Raw genomic sequence first — 22239 nt, forward strand, 5'->3', positions numbered from 1 at the left:
CTAGCGTATAACGAAGCTGTTAGTTAGTGTAAATTAAAACGAAACAATGTTCAGATGAAAAATAAAAACTAGATAGCTTTATAGTTGTCAAGTTTTTTTTTTGAGATTATAGCATTGATTTTTAAATGAATCTCTTCAATTAAAGCTGGTTTTTACAAATCAAAACCATAAGCTAATCGCAGGTATAGTTGTGCCAACCCGGTATCGGCAATATTATCTTTTATTATGGGAAAATTTTTCACGAACTCATATCTCAGGCTTAGGTCCACCTTTTTTGTAGCATATCCAATACTAGGGGAGAAAAGCATTGAATTGGCGTTATAGGCCTTGGTGGCTGAAAAGGCACCTCCAATTTCACCCATAACATAAAACTCATTGCTAAATAAAAACGTTTTATAACCCACTTTTACAGGTATATATCCTAAATTTTTTTCATTATCTACAAACAGATTTTGATACCCAGCCGTTAAACAAATGGAATACGTTTCCGAGATATTGTATTGCACCCTAGCATCGCCACCCAAATTAAAGGTGTAAGGATCGTTTAATGGAAAACCGGCATTGATGCCTATTCCATATTTAAAATTACGTTTGTAACCGTCGTGGGTTTGGGCAAACACGTTTGTTGCAAAAATTAAAAAACCTATAAGAAATAAACGTTTCATTGAGTATAACATGATTGTTGTTTTTTATGTTGGTTGATATTGAAATTACAAAGATGCTTGGTAATTAAGAAAAATGCATTATAGCATCAGGTTGAAATATTACAACATTTCCATTTACTTAGCTCAAAAATTTGACGCATTTATTTTTTTTAGGTCATGTTTTGAAAGTAATAAATAGAACATTTCATTACAAAATAATAATGCTTAACTAATTATTTACCCACCAATAATTTCGCCACCATTGATATGAATGAACTGTCCGGTTATGTAGCTACTGTCTTCACTCGCCAAAAACACGTATGCCGGTCCAACTTCACTTGGTTGGCCCGCTCTTCCCATGGGTGTATCTTGACCAAAATCAGTAACATCATCAAAACTTGCCGGTATCAGTGGAGTCCAAATGGGGCCTGGTGCAATACCGTTAACACGAATGTTCTCTTTTGCCAATTGAGCCGATAATGACCTTGTAAAGCTCACAATAGCTCCTTTGGTGCTCGCATAATCAACCAAATGGCTACTGCCCCGATATGCTGTAACGGAACTTGTATTAATTATTACATCGCCACTACCAAGATATTCCATGGCCGCTTTGGTTACATAAAAGTACGGATAGATATTGGTCTCAAAAGTTTTTAGCAATTGTTTTCTATCAATTTGCTTTAAGCTGTCTTGGGGAAATTGCATTGCGGCATTATTCACTACTATATTTAATTTGCCATATTCTTTAATACAGGATTTAACACTGGCCATGCAATTCGCTTCTGTTCTTAAATCCTTCTTTATTAATAGGCATTTCCTGCCCATGGCTTCTACTTCCTTCTTTATTTTTTTGGCATCCTTGGTTTCATTCAAATAAACCAATGCTATGTCAGCACCTTCTTTCGCAAAGTGCAATACGGCACTTGCACCAATGCCACTGTCGCCGCCGGTAACTAAAGCTACTTTTGACTTTAATTTATCCGAACCGCGATAGTTTTTATTTATTAGTTCGGGTTTGGGTTGCATTTTATGGGCATCTCCAGGTTGTTCCAATTTTTGCGATGGAAATTTTGTAGGTTTCATTTGTTTAATGTTTAAGAAGTGTAAAGTAAATACTTGGTTTAGATACTGTTAAACTTAATTAAAACAAAAGTTAACTCTATCAAACGATTCACTTTTAATATCTAAAAACGTCAATAATTCGTCCTCAATTTGATTGGGTCAACAAATTACTTTTTTAGGATAACTACTGCTTTTTCCAATTGATAATTTGGCAAAAGGGTTCTATCATAAATCAATCCAAATGAATGACAGAACTTTTATCAAACAATATTAAAGATTTATACCATGAAACGCGCTATATCCAACACCATCACATTAACAAAAAAACCAACGAAAAAGCAAAAAATAGATTTAAAGAATAGACGCCATAAGGTAGCAAAGGCTGAACATTTACCTAAAATCCTCCTTATTTCTACTTACCCGCCTAGAGAATGTGGTATCGCCACCTATACCTACGATTTAAAAACCGCACTTGACAATGCCTATGCAACCTGTATAGACGTAAAAATAGGTGCTCTTGATTCGCATACAGAAAAGCACATGTATAAAAAGGAAGTAGAATTGGTATTAAATACCGATGAAATCCAATCATTTGAGCATAATGTTAAAAAAATAAATTCAGATGATGGTATTGAACTGGTAATGGTTCAGCATGAATTTGGCTTGTTTAAAAATAATGAGGAAGCCTTTTTAATGTTTTTGAAAAACATAAAAAAACCAATCATACTGGCTTTCCACACGGTGTTGCCCCACCCAAACCCCTTGTTGGAGACCTATGTGAAAAAAATGGTGTCGTTGGTAAATGTGGTAACGGTTATGACCAGGTCATCCTCTGAATTATTGATAAACACCTATGGCGTGAACCCGAAAAAAATAAAAATAATAGCCCATGGCACCCATTTGGTACAACATCAGGAAAAATCGTTCCTCAAAGAAAAATACCATTTAGAAAACCGAAAAGTTATTTCAAATTTTGGGTTTTTAGGCCCTGGTAAAAGTATTGAGACCACTCTGGATGCGCTACCGGAAATTATAAAGGAACATCCAAATGTTATTTTTTTGATAGTAGGTAAAACACATCCAACACTTTTAAATCAGGAAGGCGAAGTTTACAGGAACGCCCTGCAACAACAAATCGAAACCTTAAAGATAACCAACCATGTGCGCTTTGTAAATAAGTTTGTGCCGCTTTCCGAATTACTGGAATATCTACAACTGTCCGATTGTTATGTGTTTACCTCTAAAGACCCCAATCAGGCGGTAAGTGGAACGTTTTCCTATGCTTTAAGTTGTGGCTGCCCCATCATTTCAACTCCTATTCCGCATGCAACTGAAGTGTTGGGTAAAGAAAATGGCTTGTTATTCGACTTTGGGAATTCGAAACAATTGGCCAAAAAAGTCAATGAATTGTTGAATAACAAGGAATTAAAGCATGCTATGAAGATGAGCGGTTTACACGCATCTTCATCAAATTCATGGGAAAACGCCGCCATTGCCCATGCGCAAATATTTTCTGAACAAACCAAAAGACCATTAAAGTTAATCTATAACAAACCCGTGATAAATTTAGAACATTTGAAAAACATGACCACGGAGGTGGGCATCATCCAATTTTCAAAAATAAACACGCCCGATTTAGAGTCTGGCTTTACTTTAGATGATAATGCACGAGCCCTAATTGCAATGTGCGAACATTATAAGTTAACACGAACCGAAGCCGATTTGAATTTGATTAAAACCTATATCCATTTTATTTTAAAATGCCAACGCGACACGGGGCTGTTTTTAAATTATGTGAACAAGGATAAAGCATTTACCCATCAAAATAATGAAGTAAACCTAGAAGACGCCAACGGCAGAGCTATTTGGGCATTAGGCTATACGTTTTATTTAATGGAAGAAGGGAAGGACTTGAACGTTACGCTGCTTCAAAACATAAAATGCGCCATTCATCAATTCAACCTGCACATCCATCATTTTAAATCGCCTCGCGCCCTTGCCTTCATTATTAAAGGTCTGTATTTTTTCAATTTAAAATTAAAAGATACAGGTATAAACGATATTGTTCACAATCAAGCTCATAAGCTTTCTGATATGTACGATTTCAATGCAGAAAAGGAATGGAATTGGTTTGAGCCCTATCTAACCTATGCAAATAGCGTTTTGCCAGAGGCCCTTTTGTACGCTTGGAAAGCTACGGATGAGGCGCGGTTTAAACATATAGCCAAAGAATCGTTCGATTTCTTGATATCGAAAATTTTTAAAGAGGATAGCGTTCATGTTATTTCAAATCAAAACTGGCTATTAAAAGGGAACAACGAAGAAACAAGATATTTTGGTGGCGAGCAACCTATTGATGTTGCATACACCATATTGGCCTTAAAACAATTCAATCTTACTTTTCCTTTTGAGGGTTACAACCATAAAATGGATATGGCCTTTAGTTGGTTTTTGGGCAACAACCATTTGAACCAAATAATATATAACCCTTGTACCGGCGGTTGCCATGATGGGTTGGAACAGCATAATGTAAACCTAAATCAAGGGGCGGAATCTACTATAAGTTATTTATTGGCACGATTGGCATTTGAATACATTGCCTAATACAGTTTTGATGAAGCCAAAAAATAAAATTTGAATGAATTGTGCCTAAAAGCACAACTTAGGTTGTTTTAAGTGCCGTTAACAAATCGTTTAAATTAATGGTAACGTATGAAGATGCATAGTCGGAAACGGCGTATGGTAAAATTAGATGGTTGTTATGGACGATGCTTCCACAGGAGTACACAACATTGGGAACATAACCTTCCCGCTCCTCTTCCAAAGGCGACAAAAGAGGTTCTTTTAAGCGACCGATTTCTATAGTAGGATCATCCAAGTCCAGTAAGGAGGCACCAATACAATAACGCCGCATCGATCCCACGCCATGTGTTATTAACAACCACCCGTCTTTGGTATAAATGGGTGAACCACAATTTCCAATTTGTGTGAGTTCCCATGGAAATTTAGGTTCTTGAATTTTTATGGGGTCGTTCCATAATGTTATCCTATTTGAATAGAACAGATAATTATTTACACCATCAATGCGCGCCAACATCGCATATTTCCCTTTAATCTTTCGAGGAAATAAAGCAAAGTTTTTATTTTGTGCACCGTTGCCATGCATGGGCATGATCCTGAAATTCAGAAAATCGGAAGTTGAAAGTAATTTTGGCAGCACGGTGAAACCATCATAAGCGGTATAGGTTGCGTAAATTTTTTCAGAGCCATCATCATTTTTAAACCGCACGAATCTGGCATCTTCAATACCCCGGCTTTCAGATGAGGAAATAGGCAAAATGGCACGTCCGGATAGTTTTGAATCGGGACTAAATTCTATGTCATAATAGGAATCAATGAGCCAGGTCATTTCGTTTAGGGCTTTTTTTCTGTGTTCGCCAATATCCAGTTTAAGCATCTTCCTAACGGCTTCTTTTAATGCATAATATTCAAATTTATTGGGTAAACTATCCATAAAGGGCGATGAGTATTTTTCTGGAATGTGCATTTCTTGCATTTTCTGCATGAACCGCGCTTTATCGTACGATTTTTTCTTTTTTATGATTGGAAGGTCAATATGCTTGCTCGCTTCCATCATGCGCAAGTTGTTGGAAGCGTCTAAAATGCCTTTTCTAAAAACGATAGACGATAAATGGCCTTCACCAGTAGCCCTAAACGAGATGATAACTCGGGTTTCTCCTTCTGCTAAAAACGTTTGGTCGAAATCTTCAACCATGGATGGATTAAAAAGTGCAGCCGATTCAATGGAATATTCCATGGTGCTGTATGAACCGATTAAAAGGCGTCGTTCCGGGGAGAGTTTATTATAATTAATTCCCATAGATTCAATAAGAGCCTTGTAGTTATTGGCGTGCTTCATGTAAATACTGGAAATATTCCTATGCCTGTTCGCGAATTCTTTAAATGTAAATTCCAACTCGTGCTTAACTTGCGCTTCACTTAATTCCATAATGCGCTTTACTAAATTAATGGTGCGCACGTCTCCATTATTAAAGAAGCGGGCCACAACCCTGCTAGAATCTGGTTTAAAGTAGAGGTTTTTTCTTGTTACTGGAACTGGCATATAGTGTGTTTTTTATGTTTCACATAGGTTTTGCCTATGGTGTAGATTGTTAGAAAGTTCTTTTAAATCAATTCAAGTGAAATAGCTTTGATAATTTGTAACTAAACGGCTTAAATATATTCTGAAAATAGGCAGGAACTTAATCTTAAAAATAAAATTCTTAACCCATATCGGGTCGTGTCCAGAACTTTTTGGTACAGAAATGTATATGGAAAATATTATGTGTATCCTACCGTTTTAAAATTGTATAAAGCCAGATAATTATACAAGTCTTATCGCGACATAAAAAAAAACCTACTAAATATTTATCACCTTTGGAAGTTTAAATACTGAAAATCTTGAAAAGGTTGCCTCCAGTTTTTGATGAAAAGACTTGAAAACTAAGCCTTATTTCATCAAGATTGTTAAATAGCTTCAATAAAAACTGTAATTTGGAGAGGTAACGTTATTCAAGGATATTCAATATGAGCATATCAAGGGTCAAGATTTTTATGTATAAGGCTTTTCGTTGAATTTTTAGATTAAAGTTCCACATTTTTCCATAAATATATAACTGGATACAAAGTAGCCAAAATCTTCACATCACATCTTGAACAATTATCTTATTAACTTCATACGTTTTGATAAACATTATTTGGTCGGTATTTTAATTAAGCAGTAAAACGCTACATAAAATTTAGTGACGCGATTAGGTTAAAATAGTTCGCAATTGCGTTAACCCCTGCTTTTATTTGGACTTATTTTTACAAAAAGCAACATCGTTTCTTAGTTGAAGATTGAAAAATGATGTAACAAATCTTTAAATTTCACACCATGAGAAGTATGCTTTGGCTTATTGCCTTTATCTTTATCGTTATTTGGGTTTTGGGCTTTTTCGGGTTTGCCGCCGGATTCGCAACGGGCGGTTTAATTCATGTTTTGTTGGTGATAGCTATTATTGTTATTATATACAACATAATGTCTGGAAGAAAACCATTGAACTAATTTACGTTTAAAATTTTAAATAAAATATATGAAACGACAAGCAAGCGCCGTATGGAACGGCACCGTAAAGGAAGGATCGGGCTATGTAGCCTCTGAAAGCAAAGCCCTGGAAAAGTTGCCATACTCGTATCACAGCCGCTTTGAAAACGGTACGGGCACCAATCCTGAAGAATTGATGGCTGCGGCACATGCAGGTTGTTTTACCATGCAATTGAGTGCCAATTTAACCAAGGCGGGATTCCAGCCCGAAAACATAAAGACAACGTGTACCATAGCCATGGAAGAGGGCGTTATTACCACATCGCATCTTGAAGTTAAAGCGCGCATAACCGGCATAAAGAACGAGAAATTTCAAGAGGTTGCTCAAGACGCCAAACAAAATTGTCCGGTAAGTAAGGCTTATGCTGCGTTGGAAATAACGATGGAAGCAGCACTTAAAAACGACACAGATTAACACCGAATTAAACCCATTTTTAACCAATGATGCCATACAGAGAGCTTTTAATTTATTTAGCCGATGATGATAAAGAAGATCGGGAGCTTTTTATGGAAGTTTTGGACGAAATAGATAAAAGCGTAACCATTGTAGATTTTGATAATGGCGTTACCTTAATGGATGCACTTTTGCATAGCGAACATAGACTTCCTGATGCTATTTATTTAGATTTGAACATGCCGTTAATGAATGGCGAGGAATGTTTGGACGATATTAAAAATGAACCGCATCTTGCACATATTCCCATTATTATATATTCAACTTATGTTGATGAGGTGATGGCCGCAAAGTTTAAACTAAAAGGTGCCAACTGGTATTTAATAAAGCCTAATTCTTACCGCGAACTAAAAAACCTTTTGCGTAAAAGCTTGGAAAATATTCATCATTTTTCAACAGAGCCAATAGCTTTAAACGAGTTTATCATTACGGTTTCTTAGTAAAAAACACACCATCATCAAAAAAAAGTATGTCATTTTTTGGCGATGGCATGTTTGCTTTGGGTTTATGGTCAATACGTTTGTAAATCAATAGGCCCTTGTTTGCCTAAATCGGGTTTTTTATTGGTTAAACCTCCTTCAATTAATTCAAAAAAGGAAACCAACGCGTTGGTATCGTTATTCCAATAATAGGCGTGTTCCATATTAATATTTAAGAGCACCAAATCGGGGTCGTCTTTACCATCGAACCAATGGTTCATCATAGGGTTCCATAAGGCTTCAACCTTTTCATTGTCAATTATATGGGAGGCGTTGCCAAAAATTGACACGTATTTTTGTGTGTCTTCATCCGAATATAATAATTGAACTCTATTGTCATATTCAATGTCTTGAAAAACACTACTTTTTTTGGAGGTAAAGAACCAAAGATCTCCTTGGTCGTCCATTTCCAGAATGGTCATTGGGCATACCGAAAAAGGTATTTTATCCAGTCGTGATGCCATCATTACAATTTTTTGGACATCAATAAGTTGCCTTATTTTGTTTAGTCCTTCTCTGTTTCTTGTTAAATTTTTATCGTTCATTTTATTTATGTTTTAATTCCATGAATTTATGCGGCGTGTCTGCGACATTCTTGTGCGCATTTAATGCATGATTCGGCACATTTTTTACAGTGCTCATGGTCGTGTTGTTGGCATTGTTCGGCGCACCATTCGCATATTTCTGCACAAATGCCACAATATTTTTTTACAAATGCGCTATCTGCAACCATAAACCTTATGCATATTAAGCAGGCCTCGGCACATTCCAAACAACACTTAGGGCAACTGTTCATACTTTTTTTGCCTGCCATTTCTACCAAACAGTTTTGGCAATCAATAAAACATTGTTGGCAAGCTTCTATACAACTACTGTAATCGCGTGTTAAGCTCATAATTTATATTTTTTAAATTCTTAAATGGTTTTAGCTTTGTTGAGCATAAAATTTTAGTGCTGTCGCTATTTTTTTATGCTCAACTTAGCTGCTATTAATTAGGGTTTATTATCATTAAGGTACAAGTACTTAATTAAAATTTAAGCCGTTTGTTTCGCATGTTTGCCTTCTTTAATCTCTTCAATAATTTTATTGCAAAAGGCGGGCAAATCACCGGGGTTTCTGCTGGTTACCAAACCGTTGTCAACCACCACTTCTTCATCAACCCAGTGGGCTCCAGCGTTTACAACATTGTCTTTAATACTTTTGTACGACGTTACTTTTCTGTTTTTTATAACGCCGGCACTTACTAAAAGCCAGGGCGCATGGCAAATGGCCGCAACAGGTTTGCCGCTTTCAAAAAAACGCTTCACAAAGTGTAATGCTTCAGGCTGAATGCGCAATAAATCTGGGTTCATTACACCTCCGGGAAGTACCAGGGCATTATAATCACTTTCATTGGCATCGTTAATTTTTTTATCTACGTTTATAGCTTTTCCCCAATTGGTTTTATCCCAACTTTTAATCTCGCCCAGTTTGTTGGAAATGATATGTACCGTAGCACCCGCATTTTTAAGTGCTTTTAAGGGTTCAAATAATTCCGATTTCTCAAATCCATCGGTTGCCAAAATGGCTGCTTTTTTATTCTCTAACGTCATTTTTTTCTGCTTTTTAATTAATAATGTATTGATAATCTTGAAATTACAAAAAGTTATGGGGTTGTTTTTGCTCAAAAACAAAGATTTTTAACGGAATCAATATTTTCTGGTCTGGCCATCAATTGCATCAATAATTTATTTGTTTACATTACTAAGTTGTTGGTAAAAATGTAACTTTAATGGATGTATTAAACAGGTAGTACACTATATAAAACATGAAATTATGTCCATTTTAGCGCGTAACAAAAAACAAATAACCCTTATTTACAGTTCTTTATCACCATTAGGAAAGCAGGTGTTGGGCTATGTACAGGCCGCCGATAAAAAAATTGAGACCATTGATATAGCCAAAGAAAAACTGGGTGATACCATTTGGGTAGAAATTGCCGAACAACTGGAACTCCCTTTTAATGAAATATTTAATCTGGAGTTTGTTGAGAACGAAACGATTGAAAATTTCGATAATTTTGATGCTGATGACTGGATTAAAATTGTGAACAACAACCCTTTGGTGCTGCAAAGGCCCATTGCGGTTAACGGCCACCGTGTGATGCAGGTTAACCAACGAACGGCTATTTTGAAATTTTTTGATGTGGATTCTGCAGGTTTAAAAAAAGGGTTTCAAAGCGAGCCGCCAAACATTACCAAAACCACCGAAGGCGAAGATTTTATATAAACTTTGAATAACACCAATTCACAAAAAAAACCTCACGTTGCAGGTGAGGGTTTGGTTTTAGGAAATTTCAAGCTGAAAAAGCCATTATTTTTTGGGAGTCTTTATATTCCTTGGGGCTGCAATTGTATTTGGCCTTGAATATTTTGGAAAAATAGCTTCTACTTGTGATGCCAATACTATAAACCACTTCCGAAATGTTCAAATCGGTGTTTTTAATTAATTCTTCCGCTTTACAAACGCGTACATCCCTTATATAATCCGTAACGGTTCGTCCGTGCATTAATTTAAAACCTTCCTGAAGTTTCGATGGCGAAATGCCAAATTGGCTGCACAACTCTGTAATAGACAGTTGTGCGTCATAGTTATTTTCTACATAAGTAGAAGCTTCTTTTATGGTGTCCATTTCTCTCATGTTTAAGGAACCTGTGGCGTTTTCCAGGTTGTTCATATCATCATTGTGTTGCTGAATTTCAAGGGCCAATATCATGTGTACCAAACCTTTAATTAAAAGACTTCGTACAATGTCTTCTTGTGAAATAGCATTTAACTGTTGAATTTTTTCAGCAATTTTTAAATTGTGCGAGCCTATATACACAAAATTTTCTCTGGAATTCTCCTTAAAAAATGTTTTGCGCAGTTTGTCCTTGAGTTCTCCATGTGCAGAAGTAGTTGTTTTAAAATCGGTTTGAACTGTAATGAGGGTAATTTTTAAAAGTTCATTTTTTTTGAAATAGAGCACTTGGTCGGTTTCTTGTTGGCTTGCTATGATGCCGGTTTGAAAACTTTGCAATGTTCTTTTTTCACTTTCAAAACCAAAACTATGCTCTAAACTTCCTTTAGAACAATAGGTAAAATAAACAGGATTTCTTTCGGGCGTGTAAATGGATAACCTCAAATCATCAAAGAAAACCATGTGGAATTCCAAATACGAAATGCCTCCTTTAAACGAAACGCCCTGTATTTTGCCTTTGCCTATTTCGTTTTCAATTTCCAAAACATGTTCATTGGCATCGTTTGCCAAAAAGCCCCCTAAGTTTAGTTTTAACTGGCTAAACATGGCTTCAATAGTTGTAGATTTAATGGATGCTGTTCTCATGATGCTTATTTTTACTTTTCCTTATTAGTTTTTTTTTTGACAAATGCACGATTTGCTAGCATTACAAATATCGCTACCAATGCGTTGCTTTATGTTACACAATTTTTGATTTATGTTATGTAACTATTAGATTTTAAGAATAAAGTATGTGGAAATAAGCTCAATAAACCAAGTTGCTTGAAGCAAATGTTTTGTTAGGGGAAATTCAATTAAAAGAGGCATTGTTTATAGTGCCTATTAAGAAAACGTTTAAAACGGTAAATAAATAATAAAGGATGCTCCTTCATTGGGTTTTCCAATGGCGTGAATATGGCCACTGTGGTTCTCGATTATTTTTTTGCAAATGGCAAGTCCAATACCGGTTCCAGAGTATTCATTTTTTTGGTGAAGCCTTTGGAAGACTTCAAATATTTTTTCGGCATACTCGGGTTCAAAACCAATGCCATTATCAACTATGGAAATTTGATGGTAAAGTTTGCTGGTTTTTATAAAAGGTACAGAAATGTTTAAGGCTACCACTTTTTTATAACCAATCTTTATGCTGGTTGCACTAGTCGGTTTTTTATATTTTAGGGCATTGGAAATTAAATTGGTAAACAATTGTTCCATTTGAAAGGTTACCCCTTCAATTTCGGGAAGGTTATCATGAGTTATTTTTGCATTGGCATCTTTAATGCTGGTACTTAGATCTTCGATAACTTTTTCAAGGGTTTCGTTTAGGTTTATTGTTTCAAAATCCTTTTGGCTGCTATCTATTCGCGAGTAGGTTAATAAATTTTGAATGAGGGCCTGCATGCGTTCAACCGACTTCTTCACTTTGTTAAAATATTCGGTACTGCTTTCTGATAAATGGTCTTTTTCTTTGTCTTCAATCCTTGAAATGAACAAGCGTATTTTCCGTAAAGGTTCCTGTAAATCGTGGCTAGAAACCCGGTTGAAGGATTCCAGTTCGGTATTAGAACGCATCAATTCCCTGTTTTTAAGCCGCAGTACCTCTTCGGCTTTTACATTTTCGGTAACATCCTGCGCAACACCTACCATAACTTTTTTGCCGTTTTTGTCTATAAATTGGCCGCTACTTTTTAAGTATTTTATGGTGCCCTGTTTGGTAATTATGCGGTAAATATGTTCTTTGGCAACTTGGGTTTTTATTAAATCGTCGGTTAAATTATCAAAAAATTCAAGATCATCGGGATGGATAAATTCACGGAATTTTTCCAAATTAAATTGAAAGGCATCGGTTTCAAGCCCCAAAATGTTATAAAAATTGGTCGAAATTTCAGAAAGTCCGGTATCCAAATGCCATAAATAACTGCCTATTTTGGCTAGACGTTCCGCATTTGTTAATATAGAATTTTGAACGAGCAGTTGTTCGTTAAGGTCCAACAATTCCTTTTCCTTTATTTTTTCTTGTGTAATTTCATGTGTTGTAATGGTTACGCCGTCGCCTAGTTTAATGGCTTTGGCGCCAAACCAATGCGTTACGCCGTTTTTAATATAGGGCGTTTCGTATTCTTGGTGTTTGTTGGTTTCAATGGCTTTAACCAAATGTTCAAAAACCCCCGATTTCATAACGCTTGGGAATACTTGCGATATCCGTTTGTTTTTTATCACCTCTGGCAAATCGCCCGTAATGGGGTTTATTCTATCATTAACAAACAATATTTCAAAATCTACAATGCTGCCCTCGGCATTTCTTATGCTTGAAAAATGCATCACCACATGCGAAATGCTCCTAAAAACATTTCCTAAAAAAGCGCGGTTATCAAGCAGCATTAAATTTTGTTCCTCCAAACGGTTTTTTAAAACCAACTGTTCGTTTTTTGTTTTTTCTTCAGCGGTAATATTTCTGGCGGTTAGTAAAATACCGGTGTTTAAAGGGGTCGCAAATACTTGGAAGTATAAATTCTCACCATTTACCACTACTTGCTGCGTAAAATTTACTTTGGTTTGTTTAAGGTAACTTATAGCTAGGTTGTTGTTTTCGCCATTCAAAGTTTGCAGCTCGGGTACTGCTGAAATGGGTTTGTCTATAATGGCATCGGGTTCCAGTCCTAAATAATCGCGATTGCAGGCATTGGCAAAAATGATTTTAAAGTCAACAATGTTTCGTTCCGCATCAAATTGTGGTTCGTAATAATTTACAATATTATCGGTAGTTGCCAGTACACTCTTTAAAAAAGCTTCCGACTTCCGAATTCTAATTTTATTGCTGTAAATGCGCAAAAACGAGGCAAACGTTATAAATAGCGCAAAAAACGATAAACAAAGCAAGGTTAAGGGTGCCAAATATTTATGGGAGTTGTAATTGGCATGGCGTTGCAGCATCAAATAATCTTCTTCAGATTGTATGGTGCTTTTTAGGCTTTTAATTTGATGAAGGGTTGCATTGATTTTTTCCTTTTGGGCTTGCATATCCTGAAGGGTATTTTCTTGTCCATCAGTAGCACCCATGCTTAATATGTGAAGTTGGCTGTATAGAATGTGAAGCAAGGAATCTAGCCTGTTGAGGCGTTTTCGTTGTGCGGCATCATTGCTTGTTAAAACAGTCAAACTGTCGATTATGGAAGCACCTTCTTGCCTGTAATTTTTTAAAACGCTGTTAAGCGAATCGTTTTTAAGGAGTTGGTTCCTAAATGCTTCCGATTCTGCCTGGGTGTAATGGGCCGATAGGTGACTTATGGCGTTATACATTTGAAAAGAATGTGTAACCATGTCGGCCGATTGTTGCATGCGGATTATTTGCTTATACGCCACTCCAGAAACAAATAAGAGAAGCGCCAAGGCAGCAGTTAATAAAATGATATACGTTTTTGAGGAAGTATAAACACGTTTAAAATCCATAATAAATTAGTTACGGAACAGAAAGGTTTTTTTACAAAGGTTGGCGTTGTGAAACTTGAAATCCAATTGCAGCACTTTCTCGACCATTTCGCGTAATTTACCAAAACTATTGGGCTTATTCAGGTAAATATTTGCTCCATTTGCATAAGTTTCGTCAATGTCCTTTTCTGATGAGGAAGTTGAATAGATGGCAATAAACAAATCTTTTAGTTTGGGATTGCTTCGTATCTCGCACAAACACTGCATGCCATTTTTTTTTGGCATATTCAAATCGAGCAACAACAGGTTAGGAAGCACACTATCGGGAAGCAGGAGGTAGTCCATTAGTTCTTGCCCGTCGTTAAAAAGTTTTAATGATGTTTCGGTGCAAATTTCATCGATCACTTCACTGAAAAATAGGCGGTCATCATCATCATCGTCGGTCAAGAATATATGAAATATAGATTTTTCCATGCACTTTCGTGTTTTTTATTTGCAATTAAAAGAATAACGCCTACACCGCGAACGGGTACAGGTAAACCTCATTTTCTTTATTTTTTACAAGACGTTTTGTTAAAAACAAATAATGAAACACTAAAGATATACGATTAATTTGATAAAATAATAATTTGAAAAAAATAAAATGACAAGAAAACTGAAGGATTTTATAGCCTGCTAAGGTACTTTGAATAGAAAGTGGGAACCTTTGTTTTTTAAGAATAGAAAGCACGATAAGCACTCGATACCGTTTTATTTATTGATGTTCTCTCTGTTGGATACATTGGTTTTGGGTATGTTGTTGAAGAATTCCGCCGATTCGGTATCGGCAGTGGGCCCATAAGCGGCCAAAAAAGTGCCTTTTTCGTTTTCATTGGTTTCAATAACGTATAAAATGGACATATCGGATGGGTCGCTCATACCTTCGTACCGATGCTCTGCAACAATGTAAACATCCTCAGGGCGGTAGGCCTTTTTTGATGCCGAATTGATTAGCATCTCATTTTCCATACAAAAGTTAGCTTCGAAGCCTTTTTTCTGGTAAATTTTTATGTAATCCTTTTCGTTTTTCGCAAATTCACTTTCCATAACTTGAATTTTTTAATTTTCCTTGAAATATCCCAAACAACAGAATTTCAAGATGATATTTCAAAGTTGAATAAAATTACCCAATAGGCTTGACCCAATTAAATTTGTATTTAACGCTATAAATTGTTTGGTCAACAGTTTACGGCTTTTAATTGGGAACAGGAACATCTGGGGTCGTGCGTAACCTTATTAGTGGATAAGGGTCATTCAATTTTGTCCTTGGTTTCAAATTGTAGTTTGTTTTTTCCAAAATCCAACGTTCTAATGGGGAATGGGATATTGATACCCTTAGCGTCAAATTGTGCTTTGATAAGTTTTATGGCTTTATGTTTGGCGGCATAAACTTCTTTGTTTTTTACCATGTCTATCCAAAAACGGGCCATGAAATTGATGGCGCTATCGCCAAATTCGGTAAAGTAAAATTCAACGGCCTCACCGTGTTGTTGTTCAAAATTTTCGGTTAGGATCTGGGTTACCAAGTCCTCAACTTCTTGCAGGTTGCTTTCGTACCCAACGCCACAGCTTACCGAAATCCTGCTTCGTTTGCTTATGGAATAATTGGTAAACGCATTTTCTACGAATTTTGAATTTGGCACAACGGTGTAGTTGTTGTCGGTTCGCCGTAGGGTAATGTTGCGCAGGCTAATTTCAGATACAAAACCCTTAACTTCATTGGTTTCAATATAATCGTTGATGCGTATTTTAGGCATGAAGGACAGCACCAAACCGCCCACCGTGTTGCTTAAGGTACCTTGAAGGGCCAACCCTATTGCCAACCCCAAAACACCGGCACCGGCAAGAATGCTTGTTAACACTTTATTGAGCTCTAAAACCCCAAGTGCCATAAAAAAGCCAACAATGAGGATGCTTATAAAAACAATTTTAGCCATGATATCCTGAATGGATTTTTGGCCAATGCGCCCCAATAAAAATTTAAGCATCAGTTTTTTTACGCCACGTGCAATGAAATAGGTTGCTACCATGATGAGGATAGCCAATAAAATATTTGGCAACCTTAAAATAATGGCTTCCAACCAACCATCTAATTTGTCCCATAATTTGCTTAAGGCATCTTCAATTGAAAATTTATCCATCATAATAATCATAACATTTTGGTTAATAAAAAGGTGGCCGTAAGCCATAATATCAAACTTAAAAACCCGCCAATCACTAAAAAGTGCTTAAACCTATAATTACCAATAGCATATACCAATGTGTTTGTTTGGTAGCCAACGGGTGTGAAAAAGCTAAAATTGGCCGCAAACATAATGGCAAGGATAAAAGGCTTAAATTCCAGGTTCATGCCCTGGGCCACCGAAATGGCTATGGGCGTCATAATTACGGCCGTGGCATTATTGCTAACAACCCCGCTAATTAACATGGTAACCAAAAACAACGTGCCAATAATCGCATAATGTGGCAGGCCGCTAAGAAGATACAATAATTTTTCCGAAATCCACATATCGGCCCCTGTATTGTGCATGGCAACCCCTAAAGGAATCATGCCCGCCAATAAGAAAAAAATTTGCCAATTTACTTTTTTATACACGGTGTTCAAATCTAGGTTTTTGGTGAGAAGCAATAACGAAACACCCGCTAGGGCACTTACCAAAATAGATAATAGGCCCGTTGCCGCCAAACCAATAACCACTATTAAAACGCCTAACGAAAAGTAGGTTTTAAATTTTGAAACACCTTGTACGCCATCAAATTCCTGAAGGATAACAACGTTTTCCATGTCTTCCAATGTGTATAATTTTTCTTTTGAAATTTCTATCAACAAACGGTCGCCGGTTTTTAATTTCAACCTGTTTTTATTACTTCGTACCATGCGTTCTTCACTGTTAACCAGCGTTTTCCTTTTTTTAATGGCAATTGGGATGGCATCTTGCATCATAAAACTTCGCAAACTCCCCAAGGTTTTACCAAGTAGGGAAGCCCCCGGAAGCATTAAAAGCTCTACAAAAACGCGCTGTTCCATGTCTTGTGGCTTTTCATTTTCACCAGCAACCGTATCGTCTTTTTCTGTTGAGGGTTCTTCTACAATACTCAAATTTTCTGAGGTATTGATGCGCGCTAAATTTTCCAAATTGCACATTAAAAGAAGCTCGTCATCCGCTTTTAAGGTAATGTATTTTCCAGGCGAACTGTGAACCTGGTAATTGCGCGTAAGTTTTAACAGCGACACCTCCGGATTGTTGTATAGAAAACTATCGATTATTTTTTTCCCAACAAGTTCAGAATCGGGGTTAATGCGCACCTTGGTAATATAGCTATCAATTTTATAATCTTGGTTTAGGTTGGTATTGGTGCTCCAGGGCAACCACCGTAAGGTAACGGTTAAATAGACAACGGCAATAACCAGAAAAATGATGCCTAAGAATGAAAACTCGAAAAACCCTAATTTTTCGGCACCCAAATTTGTTGAAACCGAATTCACGATCAGGTTTGTTGAGGTGCCCATTAAAGTACACGAACCACCTAAAATACCTGCAAACGAAATGGGCAAAAGTAGTTTTGATTGCGGAATGTTGTACTTTTCTGAAAGCTGATGAATCATTTTAATAAAAACAATCACTACGGCCGTTGTGCTTATAAATGCTGAAATACTGGCGGTAACAAACATGAAAATGGGCGCCATGATAAGAAGCGGCAACGCCTTTATTTTTCCCATACCAGAGGTAAGCCAATGGATAACGCCATTTTCTTCCATCGCAATCGCTAAAATCATAAGGGCCAAAACCGCAATGGTCGCACCGTTTGAAAAGCCACTAATGCCTTCTTCTGGCGACACCAAGCCCAATAAAATAAGCGATATGATAATGAAAAAGGCAATCTTATCAACCGGAAAAACTTCAAAAACAAAAAATAGTATGGTAACCAACAGCACAACGAACATTAAAATAATTTCTAACTCCATACCAGATATTTTAATTAAAAGGTTATTTACGGTTTAATATTTTGTTGAACGCCCTAATTTTTAAACATTATGATGAGCTTTAGAACTCGATGAAGTTACTATGCGCTTTGCAATTGTAATGGTGTCACCTTATAGCTTTCTAAAAGCATCGACCAACGATTGTAGTTCGCTTTTGGTTAAGGATTTGCCATAAATTTCCCTATCGGGGTCCATAATGCCACTATCGGTTAAATGGCCCACATACAGCGCATCAAAACCAATATCTTCTATTAATTTCTGTGTAACGTTTTTGCTATCAGTATCTTGTGCGGCAAAAGGAACGGTTAATTTGTTGGTGTTTTGAAAAGCACGGTCGCGTAAATGTGCCGCATAAATAGTATTGAATGCTTTCGCTGTTTTGGCCGTAGCAAATTTCATGGCCGTATATTCGGAAGCGTTGTAATTGGCATCCCTAACTTTTTGCGCCACTTCACCATCCCGTTCCGGATAAGGGTTTGTGGCATCAATAATAATTTTGTTGCCATATTCCCCGGCATACATTTCGGCTATTTTACCAATGGCCTTAAAGGGCATTGCCAGTACATACACATCGGCATTTGCTTCAAAAGCCTCGGTAACACTTACCGCCTTGGCATTTTCACCGGCTTCCATCACCAAATTATTTAATTTTTCGGGATGCCTAGAGCTAAAAAGCACTTGATGACCAGCTTTTGCCCAATGTTTTCCTAAGTTTCCTCCAATGTTTCCACTGCCAATAATTCCTATTTTCATAACATTTTTTTTAAAAATTAGTATTCTTTTCTCTGTTCAGCCCCAGGTATTTTTATAAGCAAATTGTTTGTAGGGCATTCTGCTGCGGGGTTTTGTTTCTTGGTGTTGCAAATCATTGGGCAAAATGCTTAAATCGCCTCCATAATATCCAATGGCTATGGCCGTGGTAATATGGTAGCCTTCGGGCACTTGAAATGCACGCTGCGCCTGTTGCCAATCCACCCCAGCCATGTGGTGCAGCGCAATACCTAAATATTGTGCTTGCATGGTCATGGTGCCCAGACTTAAGCCCAAATCGTGAAGCGCGTGGAAATTTTCCGTACCATCTTCGGTTTTTTCCTTATAGGCCGAAAGCATTAAAAGCGGTGCGTTATTTGCCCATTTTTTATTGAAATCGCTTAAACAATCAAAAATGGTTTGGTAAGCTTCCGACCCTTTTTCGGCATAAATAAAACGCCATGGTTGTATGTTGTTGGAACTTGCCGACCAGCGTGCTGCTTCAAACAACTTGTCTAAATGTTCTTCTTTTATGGGTTCGTTTTTAAATGTGCGCGGACTGTACCTTTGCTCTATAAGCGTAAATATATTGTATTCGGTATCAGCGATTTTTTCATGTTGTGCTCGTGCCATATAGTTTTTTTAAAATGGATTTAACCTAAAATTGTAAGTTGAAATTTAAGGTTTTTAGCCATTTTTCATTAACTGAAATACAACCATTCTTAACTCAAATAACAAGCGTTATTATAGCCTATCCTTGTGTTCTAGTGCATATTCTTTCTTGTAAATGCGTACGATTAACAAAAATAAACTGATGAGCAAAGGGCCAAATACCAACCCGATAAAGCCAAAAAGCGGAATACCTACTATCACTCCCAATAGGGTGATGAGTGGATGGACATCATCCAATTTCCGAAGCACATATAAGCGTATGAGGTTGTCGGTTAGTCCAACCACCACCAAACCATATATTAAAACGCCCCACGCTTGAAAGGTGTTGCCATTGGAGAGTGCCAATATAAACACAGGAATCGTGCCTAACAAGTTGCCAACAAACGGGATCATGGAGCCAATGGTTACTACTACTGCCCAAAAAAATGGATTATCAACGCCAAAAATTAAAAACCCAATAAGGGCCACAACACCTTGTGCAATGGCAACTAGTGGGATGCCCAAGGAATTGGCGCGAACCATTTGGTTTATTTCTGTACCCAAGGCCTGAAGGTTATCGTTGCCAATGGGGATGTAATCAATTAAAATTTCGCGGAGCTTCTTTTTATTTGTAAGCATGTAAAATAATAAGAAATACATAATAGAAACAGCAATAAATGTATTGAAAGTGCCCCCTAAAATGCCACTGATGCTTTTTGTGAGCGTATTGGAAATGGAAGTGGCATCCAATTGGTCGGTTAAGTTAAAGTTTAAATAATGCTCCCAGTTTTTTAATTGTGCTTTAAGCGCAGTAATCACTCTTTCAGAGTTTTGCGCCGCTTTGCCTATCTTGTTGCCCAATAACAGAACTGCCCCAGAAATAGGGATTAAAATACAGATGAAAGACAGGAACATAAGTAAGGCTGCCGCAACATTTTTGTTCCATCCCTTTTTTAGCAGTTTGGCCATGAAACCTTTAAGCAAAACATACAGAGTGATGGCTCCCAAAACACCTGAAAAGTAGGGGATAATTTCCCAGAAGATTAAACCACCCAAAATAAAAATCAATAATAAGGTGAAGATTTGGCGTATTATTTTTGGATTTATCATTGTGTGCAAGGTTTCATTTATACGAACGATTGGCATTGAAGTTGAAGCTAATTGTTTCTAAGGGCATGGATGAGTTCTGCTTTGTCCATTTTGGAGCGCCCCGTAATGCCCACTTTTTTTGCCTGTTCATAAAGCGCGCTTTTGGTCCATTGCTCGTAGGGTTTTGCTTTGCCGCCTTTTTTGCCGGCATTGGGCGTATTGGCAATGCGTGCCGATTTTTCCTTACTATACCCTTTTTCAAGAAGTGCTTCATACTGCTCTTCATTTTTTATACGTGGTTTTGCCATGGTTTTTGTATTTTAAAATGATACTTAATGTGTTGAAATTCAACATACAAATTTTAAAATAAAGATACAAAGCTATTAGCCTGAAAACATAAAATATTGACCTAAAAACATTAAATGCAATAGCATAGGGTTAATAAATGATTTTTTTGGGTTAATAATGCACAGCAGAAACCTTTAATTTTACTATACGGAAAAATAATAATTAATTTAAAATTTGAAATTATGAACAAGGATCAATTAGAAGGAAAATGGAAACAAATAAAAGGAAAGTTCAAACAAAAATATGGCGACTTAACCGATGACGATATGACCTATTCTGAAGGGAAATTTGATGAAATGTTAGGAAAACTGCAAGAAAAAACAGGAAAGAAAAAAGAAGATTTGAAAAAGGAAATTGAATCGTGGTAGTATTGATTTTAAAATCGGATATTAGAAATACCTCTATTTTGAAAAATGGAGGTTTTTTTATGCTTTATCAACTTCTCTTTTCGATTCTTGAAGGTGTGATTTAAAACTGGCCTGAATGCCCAACCCATAGCGTTTGGCGTAAACCCATGTAAATTCTGCACCAAAAAATAAAATTAAGCACGAATAGGATACCCAAAGCAGTATTAATACAATGGTGCCCGCAGCGCCATAAGTGGAGCCTGGGTTCGCTTCACCAAAATACAGACCCATTAAAAATTTTCCAAACACAAACAAAATTGAAGTTATAAGCGCACCTACCCAAACGGTTTTCCATTTTATCCGGGCATCGGGCAGGTATTTGAACAACAACGCAAATAGCACGGTTATAATGCTTATAGACACTACAATATCAAAAATAAAAGCGATGTAAACAATAATATCGGGCAATATACTTTTTATATAATTGTTTAATGCTGATATGGCCGTGGTTACTATAAAACTAATTAGCAATAAAAACCCAATGGCAAGTATGAAGGCAAAACTTCGAGCCCGATCTAAAAGCATTTTTAAAAAGCCCGTGTTTTCATTGGGTTTTATTTGCCAAATTTCGTTCAATGAAAGTTGTAAATGATAAAAAACCCCAGTGGCACCAAAAATAAGGGTGGCAATGCCCAAAAGGGTTGCTATGGTACTTTTGCCGTCTGTTTGTGTTTCCATCATCATGGTTTTAATGGATTCTGCGGCATCACTTCCTAAAGCCTTTGATATTTCTTGGGTTAACTGGCCCTGAACAATATCAACGCCCCAAACCGAACCCACAAAATTGATGATGATCACCAAAAGTCCCGGAAGCGATAGTACGGCATAATAGGCTATAACGGCACTTAACCGAAAAGGTTGGTCGGTATTCCACGCTTTAAAGGTTTCTTTAAGGAGCGATGGTAAGTGTTTAATGCTGAATTTTTTTGTGGGCATACGTTTAACGCAAAAAGGCTTTAAGGGTTTTTTTGTGGATGGATATTAAGAAAAAAAGCCG

General features: G+C 36.8%; 23 protein-coding genes. 6 read left to right on the forward strand and 17 right to left on the reverse strand.

What is annotated here, in order from left to right; translation table 11 throughout:
• Nucleotides 1-152: 152 nt before the first annotated feature.
• Both GQO80_RS11110 and GQO80_RS11115 read right to left on the reverse strand, forming a co-directional pair.
• Nucleotides 153-665, reverse strand: coding sequence for a hypothetical protein (locus GQO80_RS11110; RefSeq protein WP_157208434.1), 513 nt, complete (start codon nucleotides 663-665; stop codon nucleotides 153-155).
• A 216-nt stretch (nucleotides 666-881) separates the two neighbouring features.
• Entirely contained in the window at nucleotides 882-1727 is an 846-nt protein-coding gene (locus tag GQO80_RS11115; protein WP_157208435.1) for an SDR family oxidoreductase, read from the reverse strand.
• Nucleotides 1728-1991: 264 nt separating this feature from the next.
• Between GQO80_RS11115 and GQO80_RS11120 the strand changes: the two genes are divergently transcribed.
• Nucleotides 1992-4310, forward strand: a complete 2319-nt coding sequence (locus tag GQO80_RS11120; RefSeq protein ID WP_157208436.1) for a glycosyltransferase — start codon at nucleotides 1992-1994, stop codon at nucleotides 4308-4310.
• Nucleotides 4311-4368: 58 nt separating this feature from the next.
• Here the strand turns inward: GQO80_RS11120 and GQO80_RS11125 are convergent, their stop codons facing one another.
• On the reverse strand, nucleotides 4369-5829 hold the full coding sequence (locus tag GQO80_RS11125; RefSeq protein WP_157208437.1) for a glycoside hydrolase family 130 protein: 1461 nt from the start codon (nucleotides 5827-5829) through the stop codon (nucleotides 4369-4371).
• An 813-nt stretch (nucleotides 5830-6642) separates the two neighbouring features.
• Between GQO80_RS11125 and GQO80_RS11130 the strand changes: the two genes are divergently transcribed.
• Genes GQO80_RS11130 through GQO80_RS11140 form a run of 3 tightly spaced genes read left to right on the forward strand, consistent with a single transcriptional unit; the run spans nucleotide 6643 to nucleotide 7746 of the window.
• Nucleotides 6643-6813: a lmo0937 family membrane protein gene (locus tag GQO80_RS11130; protein WP_157208438.1), complete on the forward strand. Its 171-nt coding sequence runs from the start codon at nucleotides 6643-6645 to the stop codon at nucleotides 6811-6813.
• Between the two features lie 28 nt (nucleotides 6814-6841).
• Nucleotides 6842-7267, forward strand: coding sequence for an OsmC family protein (locus GQO80_RS11135; protein WP_157208439.1), 426 nt, complete (start codon nucleotides 6842-6844; stop codon nucleotides 7265-7267).
• Nucleotides 7268-7293: 26 nt separating this feature from the next.
• Nucleotides 7294-7746, forward strand: coding sequence for a response regulator (locus tag GQO80_RS11140; RefSeq protein ID WP_157208440.1), 453 nt, complete (start codon nucleotides 7294-7296; stop codon nucleotides 7744-7746).
• Between the two features lie 71 nt (nucleotides 7747-7817).
• On the opposite strand, the gene GQO80_RS11145 is transcribed toward GQO80_RS11140, so the two are convergent.
• The 3 genes from GQO80_RS11145 to GQO80_RS11155 all read right to left on the reverse strand — a co-directional run bounded on the left by GQO80_RS11145 (nucleotide 7818) and on the right by GQO80_RS11155 (nucleotide 9378).
• A complete protein-coding gene (locus GQO80_RS11145; RefSeq protein ID WP_157208441.1) occupies nucleotides 7818-8330 on the reverse strand; it encodes a pyridoxamine 5'-phosphate oxidase family protein in 513 nt (170 codons plus the stop codon).
• Nucleotides 8331-8356: 26 nt separating this feature from the next.
• A complete protein-coding gene (locus tag GQO80_RS16015; RefSeq protein WP_157208442.1) occupies nucleotides 8357-8680 on the reverse strand; it encodes a four-helix bundle copper-binding protein in 324 nt (107 codons plus the stop codon).
• A gap of 140 nt (nucleotides 8681-8820) precedes the next feature.
• The gene (locus GQO80_RS11155) at nucleotides 8821-9378 is read right to left on the reverse strand and encodes a type 1 glutamine amidotransferase domain-containing protein (protein WP_157208443.1); all 558 of its coding nucleotides are present in this window, start codon (nucleotides 9376-9378) and stop codon (nucleotides 8821-8823) included.
• Between the two features lie 223 nt (nucleotides 9379-9601).
• On the opposite strand from GQO80_RS11155, the gene GQO80_RS11160 reads away from it, so the two are divergent.
• Complete coding sequence (locus GQO80_RS11160; RefSeq protein ID WP_157208444.1) at nucleotides 9602-10054, forward strand: arsenate reductase family protein; 453 nt, start codon at nucleotides 9602-9604, stop codon at nucleotides 10052-10054.
• A gap of 67 nt (nucleotides 10055-10121) precedes the next feature.
• On the opposite strand, the gene GQO80_RS11165 is transcribed toward GQO80_RS11160, so the two are convergent.
• The 10 genes from GQO80_RS11165 to GQO80_RS11210 form a co-directional block, all read right to left on the reverse strand.
• Nucleotides 10122-11150 carry a helix-turn-helix domain-containing protein gene (locus tag GQO80_RS11165; protein WP_157208445.1) on the reverse strand — a complete coding sequence of 343 codons (1029 nt, stop codon included), beginning with the start codon at nucleotides 11148-11150 and terminating at the stop codon, nucleotides 10122-10124.
• A gap of 249 nt (nucleotides 11151-11399) precedes the next feature.
• Nucleotides 11400-13994: an ATP-binding protein gene (locus tag GQO80_RS11170; RefSeq protein WP_157208446.1), complete on the reverse strand. Its 2595-nt coding sequence runs from the start codon at nucleotides 13992-13994 to the stop codon at nucleotides 11400-11402.
• 6 nt (nucleotides 13995-14000) lie between these two features.
• Nucleotides 14001-14447, reverse strand: a complete 447-nt coding sequence (locus GQO80_RS11175) for a response regulator (protein WP_157208447.1) — start codon at nucleotides 14445-14447, stop codon at nucleotides 14001-14003.
• Between the two features lie 276 nt (nucleotides 14448-14723).
• Nucleotides 14724-15059, reverse strand: a complete 336-nt coding sequence (locus GQO80_RS11180; RefSeq protein ID WP_157208448.1) for a hypothetical protein — start codon at nucleotides 15057-15059, stop codon at nucleotides 14724-14726.
• 203 nt (nucleotides 15060-15262) lie between these two features.
• Entirely contained in the window at nucleotides 15263-16156 is an 894-nt protein-coding gene (locus tag GQO80_RS11185) for a mechanosensitive ion channel family protein (protein WP_157208449.1), read from the reverse strand.
• A gap of 5 nt (nucleotides 16157-16161) precedes the next feature.
• Entirely contained in the window at nucleotides 16162-17979 is a 1818-nt protein-coding gene (locus GQO80_RS11190) for an SLC13 family permease (RefSeq protein WP_157208450.1), read from the reverse strand.
• A 129-nt stretch (nucleotides 17980-18108) separates the two neighbouring features.
• Nucleotides 18109-18750: an NADPH-dependent F420 reductase gene (locus GQO80_RS11195; RefSeq protein ID WP_157208451.1), complete on the reverse strand. Its 642-nt coding sequence runs from the start codon at nucleotides 18748-18750 to the stop codon at nucleotides 18109-18111.
• 36 nt (nucleotides 18751-18786) lie between these two features.
• On the reverse strand, nucleotides 18787-19380 hold the full coding sequence (locus tag GQO80_RS11200) for a nitroreductase family protein (RefSeq protein ID WP_157208452.1): 594 nt from the start codon (nucleotides 19378-19380) through the stop codon (nucleotides 18787-18789).
• Nucleotides 19381-19491: 111 nt separating this feature from the next.
• Nucleotides 19492-20508 carry an AI-2E family transporter gene (locus GQO80_RS11205; protein ID WP_157208453.1) on the reverse strand — a complete coding sequence of 339 codons (1017 nt, stop codon included), beginning with the start codon at nucleotides 20506-20508 and terminating at the stop codon, nucleotides 19492-19494.
• Nucleotides 20509-20555: 47 nt separating this feature from the next.
• Entirely contained in the window at nucleotides 20556-20795 is a 240-nt protein-coding gene (locus tag GQO80_RS11210; protein WP_157208454.1) for a DUF7218 family protein, read from the reverse strand.
• Between the two features lie 222 nt (nucleotides 20796-21017).
• On the opposite strand from GQO80_RS11210, the gene GQO80_RS11215 reads away from it, so the two are divergent.
• Nucleotides 21018-21203, forward strand: coding sequence for a CsbD family protein (locus GQO80_RS11215; RefSeq protein WP_157208455.1), 186 nt, complete (start codon nucleotides 21018-21020; stop codon nucleotides 21201-21203).
• Nucleotides 21204-21260: 57 nt separating this feature from the next.
• Here GQO80_RS11215 and GQO80_RS11220 read toward each other — a convergent pair whose 3' ends face one another.
• Complete coding sequence (locus GQO80_RS11220) at nucleotides 21261-22178, reverse strand: YihY/virulence factor BrkB family protein (protein WP_157208456.1); 918 nt, start codon at nucleotides 22176-22178, stop codon at nucleotides 21261-21263.
• Between the last annotated feature and the right edge of the window lie 61 nt (nucleotides 22179-22239).

The organism is Mariniflexile maritimum (genome assembly GCF_009746565.1).
GTDB lineage: Bacteria > Bacteroidota > Bacteroidia > Flavobacteriales > Flavobacteriaceae > Mariniflexile > Mariniflexile maritimum.